This window comes from [Clostridium] fimetarium, assembly GCF_900111235.1.
GTDB classification, from domain to species: Bacteria; Bacillota; Clostridia; order Lachnospirales; family Lachnospiraceae; genus Clostridium_N; species Clostridium_N fimetarium.
This window is the reverse complement of the sequence record NZ_FOJI01000013.1, coordinates 116,403-124,956: the sequence shown is the minus strand read 5'-3', so window position 1 is coordinate 124,956 and position 8,554 is coordinate 116,403. Positions and strand designations below refer to the sequence as shown.

Below are 8,554 nucleotides of genomic sequence, written 5' to 3'. Positions count from 1 at the left end.
AGACTACGAGGTAGATAGGTTAGAGGTGTAAGCATGGTAACGTGTTCAGCTGACTAATACTAATAGGTCGAGGGCTTAACCAAGCGAAACATTGTTTTTGCTACTAAAAGTAAAGTTAAGATAAGTTGCGTAGCAACTTAAAATGGCTTTGCGAAGCAAAGACAATGGTCATAGGATAGAACATACAAGAGAGTTATCTTTAGAGATAAAGATAAAAAAACGGATGATAGATATATTTAATATGCAGTTTTGAAGGAACAAACAATTTATTGTTTGTTTAATTTAATATAGGGGTGTAGTCAAATGGTATGATAGGAGTCTCCAAAACTTTTGGCGGGAGTTCGATTCTCTCCACCCCTGTTACTGAAAGACCTTACAGACATCATAGAAAGGCACTTCTTGAACTTGTAATAAAGAACAAGAAAAATCAATCACCCTATCGGGAACCAAGCTAATTTGAAGGTGTAAATAAAGACATTACTTAATTGTAGAAATACAGTTATTAGTGTCTTTATTTATGTGCAAATGGTCGTATTTACGAAAAACAAGATGTACACAAGATGGTTATTTAGCGACAAATATTAGTAAATTACGGGATGAAATTAATGAGATGATGTATTATATACAAAAAAATGCATTAGGAATTGAGGAACCAGGCAGAAAATTTTTATGAACATATGAAGAAAGAGAAAATAAGAAATAAAATAATTAATATTAAAGCTATAGTATATACCTTATGCAATTACAAGTCAGAGTAGGCAGAGAACAAATTAATATATCAAAACTAATAGATGAACCATTTGGTTGGATAAATTTGACCGAAAAAGGTTCTTTTTTTATGTAAAAATTAATATATAACTTAAAACCCACTTATCTAAATAGAAAGGTTGGATTGAAACTATGGCAGTAAGAGAATATTTTTTATCAAATGGAGATGTTCAGTTAGCAGCTCATTTTAAACTTAGTGAATTTAAATGTGTAATGAATAATGGTGAAGTCATTGATAGGATTCTTATTTCAGATAGGCTTTTGGAATACCTAGAAGCGTCACATAATAAATTTGGTGGATCAACAGTTATTACAAGTGGATATAGAAATGGAAAACATTCACTAGAAGTTGGTGGTGGTGAATATGACCAACATACAACGGGACACGCTTCTGACTATTATCAATGTGATACAAATGGAAACTTAGTTCCATCTTCAATTATTAGCTGTTTTGCAGAAGATATGGGAATGAATATCGGTGCAAACTGTGGTGGAAATCGTAACACAACTCATGTAGATGATGCTGATAGATTTTGGAGAGGTGACGAAGGAGTAAGTGGTTGTCCTAATCTAACTGATTCAAATGGAAACAGAGATGTATATGCATACTTTGGAATCTCTAGAGAAAATAATGTGGTAGAACAACCTCAACAAAACACAGATACTTCTAATATAGATGAAATGATAGTCAGAGCATATAATGAAATATTAGGTCGTGATCCTGATGAAGAAGGAAAAAACGGATGGCGAAATGCATTGCTAAATGGTATGGCTGAATCAATAATGAGAGATACATTGTTAAACTGTCCTGAGATATTAGAAAAGAAACAAATGGTTAGGGATTTATATATTTCCGATTTAGGTAGACCATCTGAAGAATATGAAGTTGATTTGTGGATGATTTATACGACTGATGAAATTAGAAATGGTATTTATAATTCTACTGAAGCTAATACATATCGTAATACTTTAGCTCAAATTGAAGCGGATAGGATTGCTGAGGCTAATCGTATTGCCGAGGAACAAAGAATTGCAGAAGAAAACCGTATTGCTGAAGAAAAAAGGTTAATCGAAGAAGCAAGAATTGCAGAAGTTAATAGACTAGCAGAAATAGAAAGGCAAAGAATTGCAGAAGAATATCGAGTTTTAGAGGAACAACGATTAGCTGAAGAACAACGTCTTGCACGTATTGAACAAGAAAGACAGCAAGCAATAATTGATGAACAGATTAGATTGGCACAAGAAGCACAACAGCAAGTTGATGATGAGAATGCTAGATTAGCTGAAATAAAGAGAAAGAGTTTAATTAAATCTGACGCTGAAACACAACTTAATACTTCTCTCTCTTCTATATGGACTGGATATTATAATGTTACGAAAGATGATTCTACAGGATTATATACTTTAATTGAAGCTCATTCAGTTGATGAACCTACTATGGATAAAGCTCAAGAGTTAAATAGAGTTGCTATGAAAGATGCTTATGATAAGTATAATGAAATTATTTTAGGATTGAAGTAAATTGAAATAAATTAAATAAAGAATTTGAGATGTAGAGTGGTTGAAATAATACCACTCTTTTTATTTTGCGTAACTATGAAAGGTGGGATAATATCGTGAACGATGATCAAGTAAAAGTGTTAATAGAAACAATTAAAAGAAGTAAAACAAATACTGAGGAAATTAAAGAAATGAAAGCGTGTCAGGAAATATTAATTCAATTAACTACAAGTGTAAGAATATTCAATTATATAAAAGTATATAATTGAATATCCTGGATTTAGTACTAGGTATGCAATCTTATTATTCCCCTAAAATAAAAAAGCTTGACTTAAAGTTCACTCCAGATGATAGAATATAAATATAAAGGAATATAAGAAAGAAAAATAATATATAAAAAATAATATATAAAAAAGAAGTACCGGAAACTATCAGAGAACATTATTGTGTGTTCAATCATCGGCGGTGAGTGCAACGCATATGGAAAATGAGAAAAAATAGTCTGTTTGGAGTTTGAATTATGAAAAAAATGATACAAGCTAAGGATGTTTTTAGAAAAATAAATAAAAAGAGAATAAAGTGCTTTAAATGATAGGGGGAAATTTATAAATGTTAATATATTTTTTATTGATACCATTAATACTATTGATACCACTTGGAATATATCTAAATATCTATATTAAGAGAATGGCAGAGTTTTTGAAAATTGATATTAATATAAAATCAGTAAAAATCGTTATCACAATAATAACTGTGATTATTACTATTTGTTGTATTAATATCTGGGGTATCCCAGCACTGGTAATATTTCACATTTTAGCGTTGTCATTTTGTATGGAATTAGTTAATGGAATTAAGAAAATCATTGATAAGAAAAGAAAAGTTATAAGAAATAACTTGATTTGGTCAAAAATATATAAAAGTGGATTAGCTCCTATTTTAATTACATTACTTATATTTTGTTATGGATATATGAATATGACAAATATAATTGAAACTGATTATAGAATACATACTGAAAAAAATATTCGTCAAGAAGGTTATCGAGTTGCAATGATAGCAGATTTGCATTATGGTACTATATTGCATAAAGAACAATTAGAAAAAGTAAGCAAAGAAATAGAAGGAACAAATCCAGATGTTGTCATATTATGTGGTGATATTGTAGATGAGTCTACAACGCTAGAAGAAATGGAAGAAGCAATGGAATTGCTTGGAAATATCCATAGTGAATATGGAACTTTTATCATATATGGGAATCATGATTTATCAACGTACTCATCTAAACCTTATTATGATGAAATACAATTAAAGGAATCAATCAATAACAATGGTATTCATTTATTAGTGGATGAATCTTATGAAATAAATGATGATTTTGTTATTGTTGGAAGAGATGATGCATCATTTACTAAGGATGCTAAAAGAATAAGTGGACAAGACCTTATCGAAAATATTAATAAAGATAAATTGATACTGTTACTTGACCATCAACCAATCGAATTAAAGAAAAATAGCCAATTAGGGTTTGATTTACAATTATCAGGGCATACTCATGCAGGACAGATTTGGCCTACAGGAGTTCTTAGTCAAATGTTTGGCTTGGTTGAATTTAATTACGGATATGAAAAGATTGGTGATTTACAGATCATTGTATCTTCTGGAATCTCTGGATGGGGTTATCCTATAAGGACTGGATTTCATTCCGAATATGATGTGATCGATATAACAAAATCAAACAATAAACAAAATTGAAAATCGTAATTATAAATGTAGCAAATGTATATAAATGTAAATTAATGTAATTAAATGTAATTTGTAATCTATGGGATTTAGGCTTTCATTTTTTGTTATACTATGTTATAATATAAATATAAAACAAACATTTGTACGTTTGCATTTCAGATATAGAAATAATAGATTATTGAATTTACTCGTGGAAATTACCTTTTCTGACCGAATATAGTAAATTTTACAAGAATATTTGTATTAATGTGTAAAATTTTGGCAATAATTTATCAGATGAAAGTATTGACTTTTTATTTGATAATCGATATAATAAACCTACTGCTCAAACAGTATTTAATTCAGACAAAAGAGTTGCCCCCCAGCACTCTTGACTATATATATTGTTCCCCTCGCAAGAAGATGAAGTCCCCCCTTAAACTTCATCTTCTTCTTTTTGCCCAAAAATAACCTTCTACCATTATTATTTAAAATTAATGTTATAAAATCATTATAATTAAAGAAATAATATTTGTGGTTATCGTATCAATAAAATGGCAGTATAATTAAATAAAAAAGAAATCCCCACGAACAATAAAATGTTCGTGGGGATTTCTTATATGAAATTATAATTACTAAAAGCAGAACTAATATAAATCGAAATAGGAGCATTGCTTCTAATATATTTTGAAATGAACTAAGCAGTAATTGTAGTTCCTGCTTTACCTAATAATGCATCTTTTGCATTCGCTAAGCTTGTTATTATTGCCTTGTTGTCTGAATTAATAGAAACAAAGCGAATAGAAGCATCGACTTTAGGAAGTGTAGTGATTGCTTGGAAGTGCCCTTCATTGATATATTGCTGTAAATCTTTCGCAGATATTGTATCAAATGATTTTTCGGATGGTGTACCACTACCTATTGTAAGCTTATCATAAGCTGTAAGGAATAGAAGTGTGCCTGCTCCAATTAATTCCGCAAGTCTTTCAGCAGCATAGTCTTTTTCAATGATTGCACTTGCGCCTTTTAACTTAGTGCCTTGTTCTAATACAGGAATTCCACCACCACCGGCGGCAATAACGATTTGATTAGCATCAATCAAAACTTTAACTGCGTCGATTTCATAAATGTCAATAGGCATTGGAGAAGCAATAATTCTTCTGTATTTGCCATCTTCTTCTACTACGTAATTTCCCTTTGCTTCTTCTACATCAGCCTCTTCTTTTGTCATATAACGTCCAATAATCTTAGATGGATTATTAAATGCAGGATCGAAAGGATCAACGCGCACCTGAGTAATGACTGTAGAGACGGTTTTATAGATACCTCTGTTAAGAAGTTCTGTACGAATTGCATTTTGTAGATCATATCCAATATAACCTTGGCTCATAGCGCCACAAAGAGACATTGGTGCAACTGTGTATTTTGAATCTAATCGGCTGAATTCTGTCATAGCTGTTTGAATCATACCAACCTGTGGACCATTACTGTGTGTTATTACAATTTGATATTTTGCCTCAACTAAATCAGCAATAGCTTTAGCAGCTTTATTTACATTGGCTTGCTGTTCAGGAAATGTATCACCAAAGGCGTTACGTCCAAGAGCAACAACAATTTTTTTGTTTTCCATATCTATTTCCTCACTTTATCTAGTAAATGATAGCTTAATTATAAAATATTCTAACAGAAAACGCAAACAAATTAATTGTTTTTGTTTAAATAATAGTCTTGTTATAAATATGAAATAATATTATAATAATTTAGCATGTATTGTATCTTCTCAAGAAGAATGATAACAGGAGGAAAAGAAATGAATTATAAGACAGAAAAGATTAATTACAACTCAGAATCAACAAAAGAAATGGTGCTCACGGCACTTTTCGTAGCCATTATTATTGCAATGGCATTTATACCATATCTAGGGTATATTCCATTGGGATTCATGAATGCAACTACGATCCACATACCAGTAATTCTAGGGGCACTATTTTTAGGTCCAAAGAGAGGCGCTTTTTTAGGTGGTGTGTTTGGGCTGACAAGCATGATTAACAATACAATGATTAATCCCGGTGTGACATCCTTTGTGTTTTCACCATTTTACAGTTTGGGTGATGTGCATGGGAATTTTGCAAGCATTATCGTTTGCTTTGTACCACGTATATTGATTGGCGTTGTTGCTTATTATGTTTTTCGTTTGGTCAGTAGATTGTTTAAGAATGCTAAAGGAAGTAATGTAGTAGCATTTGCTTGTGCAGGTGTTGCAGGATCACTTACAAATACATTACTTGTAATGAGTGGAATTTATTTCTTATTTGGTGAGAATTATGCATCTGCAAAAGGGATTGCATTAGATGCATTGTACGGCTTTATTTTAACGATAGTTGGAACAGTCGGTATTCCGGAAGCAATTGTTGCAGCTGTTCTTGTAACTGCAATTGGTAAAGTATTATCAAGTATTTTTAAACAGAAAATTTCGTAGTGAAATGAATAGAAAAGTGATGTGAAAATATGAAAAATGAAATAATGAATGATTTGAAAAATAGTAAAAATATGATTTTAGCCATTGATATGGGAAATACAAATATTGTTATAGGTTGTATCAATGACCAGAAGGTTTGCTTTGAAGAAAGACTCTCTACCGACTCGTCAAAGACCGAGCTAGAATATGCAATTGGTTTTAAGACAGTATTAGAATTAAATAATATTAACAGCTCCGATATTAAAGGTGCAATTATTTCCTCTGTAGTTCCATCACTTGTTAATACAGTTAAGAGTGCGATTGAAAAGATCATTGGTGTAACTCCATTAATCGTTGGACCAGGTTTGAAAACGGGACTTAATATACTGATAGATAATCCCAAAGAGCTAGGCAGCGATCTTGTAGTGGACGCGGTTGCAGCAATTAAAGAATATGGAGCACCATTGATAATAATTGATGTTGGAACGGCAACTACAATTTCTGTTATTGATGACAAAAAGAATTATATTGGTGGCGCTATTTTACCAGGTGTTAAGGTTTCATTGGATTCACTTGTTTCAAGAACAGCCCAACTTCCAAGAATTAGTTTGGAGCCACCTAAAAATGTTATTGGTAAGAATACCATAGATTGCATGAAGAGTGGTATTATTTATGGAAATGTATCTTGCATTGATGGTATGATTGAAAAAATCGAAAGTGAAGTTGGACATTCTATGACGACGGTAGCAACTGGTGGCTTAGCAAAAATAATTGTTCCGTTGTGTAAAAAAAATATAATACTTGATAATGAATTGCTTTTAAAAGGATTAAAGATAATTTATGACAAAAATGTTGATTAAGAAAAGAGATAAATATGCTTAAAGGAAAGAATATAATACTTGCAGTTACTGGAAGTATCGCGGCTTATAAGATGGCTAATCTTGCGAGTATGCTTAAAAAACTAAATTGTAATGTCCATGTGTTAATGACAAAGAATGCAACTAATTTCATTAATCCTATTACATTTGAAACACTTACTGGTAATAAGTGTCTTATTGATACATTTGATAGGGGGTTTCAGTATAGTGTCGAACATGTAGCTTTGGCAAAGAATACAGATGTCGTTCTTGTTGCACCTGCATCTGCTAATGTTATAGGAAAGTTAGCAAATGGCATTGCAGACGATATGCTTACAACAACTATCATGGCATGTACATGTCATAAAATAATTGCACCAGCCATGAATACGAATATGTATTGGAATCAAATTGTTCAGGATAATATAGAAAAGCTAAAACATTATGGGATGGAAGTTATCAAACCTGATACAGGATACCTTGCTTGTGGTGATATTGGTGAAGGAAAGATACCCTCTGAACAGGTTTTGCTTGATTATATTTTGAAGGAAGTCGCATACGAAAAAGATATGGTTGGAATGAATGTTTTAGTTACAGCTGGCGCGACTAGAGAAAAAATTGACCCAGTTAGATTCATCAGTAACAATTCTACTGGAAAGATGGGATATGCAATTGCTAGAAATTGTATGTTAAGAGGCGCTAATGTGACGCTGATAACCGGAAAAACCAATATCTCAAGCGTTCCATTTATAAATACCATTGATGTTGAATCTGCCAAGGATATGTTTGATGCAGTAGAGCAGAACTATTTAGATGCAGATATCATTATAAAGGCTGCAGCGGTATCTGATTACCGTTCAAAAACAATCAATGATGAAAAGATTAAGAAAAAAGATAATGACATGTCACTGCAACTAGAGCGTACTCAGGATATATTGCAATATCTTGGTGAAAACAAGAAAGAAAATCAGTTCTTATGTGGATTTTCAATGGAAACTGAGAATGTTATTGCAAATTCCAAGGCAAAGCTTACAAAGAAAAATCTCGATATGATAGTTGCCAATAATCTTAAGGATAATGGTGCTGGATTTGGGACGGATACGAACATAGTAACATTTATTACAGCCAATGAGACGATTGAGCACCCGATAATGAGTAAGGATGAAGTATCCAATGAAATTTTAAATTATATTTTAAAGCATAAAAAAAATTAAATATCATAGTTCTAAAAAATCCAAAGATATTT

General features: G+C 31.6%; 7 protein-coding genes, 1 tRNA gene and 1 rRNA gene. 8 read left to right on the top strand and 1 reads right to left on the bottom strand.

Going from position 1 to position 8,554, the window contains the following annotated elements; all coding sequences use genetic code 11:
* From BMY18_RS15800 to BMY18_RS15785, 5 genes are all read left to right on the top strand, one after another.
* Positions 1–83, top strand: a 23S ribosomal RNA gene (locus BMY18_RS15800); the annotation flags it as partial.
* 206 nt (positions 84–289) lie between these two features.
* Positions 290–360 (top strand) — tRNA-Trp (locus tag BMY18_RS15795).
* 540 nt (positions 361–900) lie between these two features.
* Positions 901–2,289, top strand: coding sequence for a D-Ala-D-Ala carboxypeptidase family metallohydrolase (locus BMY18_RS15790; RefSeq protein WP_092455803.1), 1,389 nt, complete (start codon positions 901–903; stop codon positions 2,287–2,289).
* Positions 2,290–2,384: 95 nt separating this feature from the next.
* Complete coding sequence (locus BMY18_RS21140; protein ID WP_170841439.1) at positions 2,385–2,537, top strand: hypothetical protein; 153 nt, start codon at positions 2,385–2,387, stop codon at positions 2,535–2,537.
* A gap of 340 nt (positions 2,538–2,877) precedes the next feature.
* On the top strand, positions 2,878–4,023 hold the full coding sequence (locus tag BMY18_RS15785; RefSeq protein WP_092455801.1) for a metallophosphoesterase: 1,146 nt from the start codon (positions 2,878–2,880) through the stop codon (positions 4,021–4,023).
* 667 nt (positions 4,024–4,690) lie between these two features.
* Here BMY18_RS15785 and arcC read toward each other — a convergent pair.
* Entirely contained in the window at positions 4,691–5,623 is a 933-nt protein-coding gene (gene arcC, locus BMY18_RS15780) for a carbamate kinase (protein ID WP_092455799.1), read from the bottom strand.
* 180 nt (positions 5,624–5,803) lie between these two features.
* On the opposite strand from arcC, the gene BMY18_RS15775 reads away from it, so the two are divergent.
* The 3 genes from BMY18_RS15775 to coaBC all read left to right on the top strand — a co-directional run bounded on the left by BMY18_RS15775 (position 5,804) and on the right by coaBC (position 8,522).
* Positions 5,804–6,472, top strand: a complete 669-nt coding sequence (locus tag BMY18_RS15775) for an ECF transporter S component (protein WP_092455797.1) — start codon at positions 5,804–5,806, stop codon at positions 6,470–6,472.
* A gap of 71 nt (positions 6,473–6,543) precedes the next feature.
* Complete coding sequence (locus BMY18_RS15770; RefSeq protein WP_092455809.1) at positions 6,544–7,311, top strand: type III pantothenate kinase; 768 nt, start codon at positions 6,544–6,546, stop codon at positions 7,309–7,311.
* A gap of 14 nt (positions 7,312–7,325) precedes the next feature.
* Complete coding sequence (coaBC, locus tag BMY18_RS15765) at positions 7,326–8,522, top strand: bifunctional phosphopantothenoylcysteine decarboxylase/phosphopantothenate--cysteine ligase CoaBC (protein WP_092455795.1); 1,197 nt, start codon at positions 7,326–7,328, stop codon at positions 8,520–8,522.
* Positions 8,523–8,554: the final 32 nt, after the last annotated feature.

What these genes read in the sequence shown, in the direction of transcription:
- BMY18_RS15790 (WP_092455803.1), top strand. Translation starts at nt 901, where the DNA reads ATGGCAGTAAGAGAATATTTTTTATCAAATGGAGATGTTCAGTTAGCA.
- BMY18_RS15785 (WP_092455801.1), top strand. Translation starts at nt 2,878, where the DNA reads ATGTTAATATATTTTTTATTGATACCATTAATACTATTGATACCACTT.
- arcC (WP_092455799.1), bottom strand. Translation starts at nt 5,623, where the DNA reads ATGGAAAACAAAAAAATTGTTGTTGCTCTTGGACGTAACGCCTTTGGT.
- BMY18_RS15775 (WP_092455797.1), top strand. Translation starts at nt 5,804, where the DNA reads ATGAATTATAAGACAGAAAAGATTAATTACAACTCAGAATCAACAAAA.
- BMY18_RS15770 (WP_092455809.1), top strand. Translation starts at nt 6,544, where the DNA reads ATGATTTTAGCCATTGATATGGGAAATACAAATATTGTTATAGGTTGT.
- coaBC (WP_092455795.1), top strand. Translation starts at nt 7,326, where the DNA reads ATGCTTAAAGGAAAGAATATAATACTTGCAGTTACTGGAAGTATCGCG.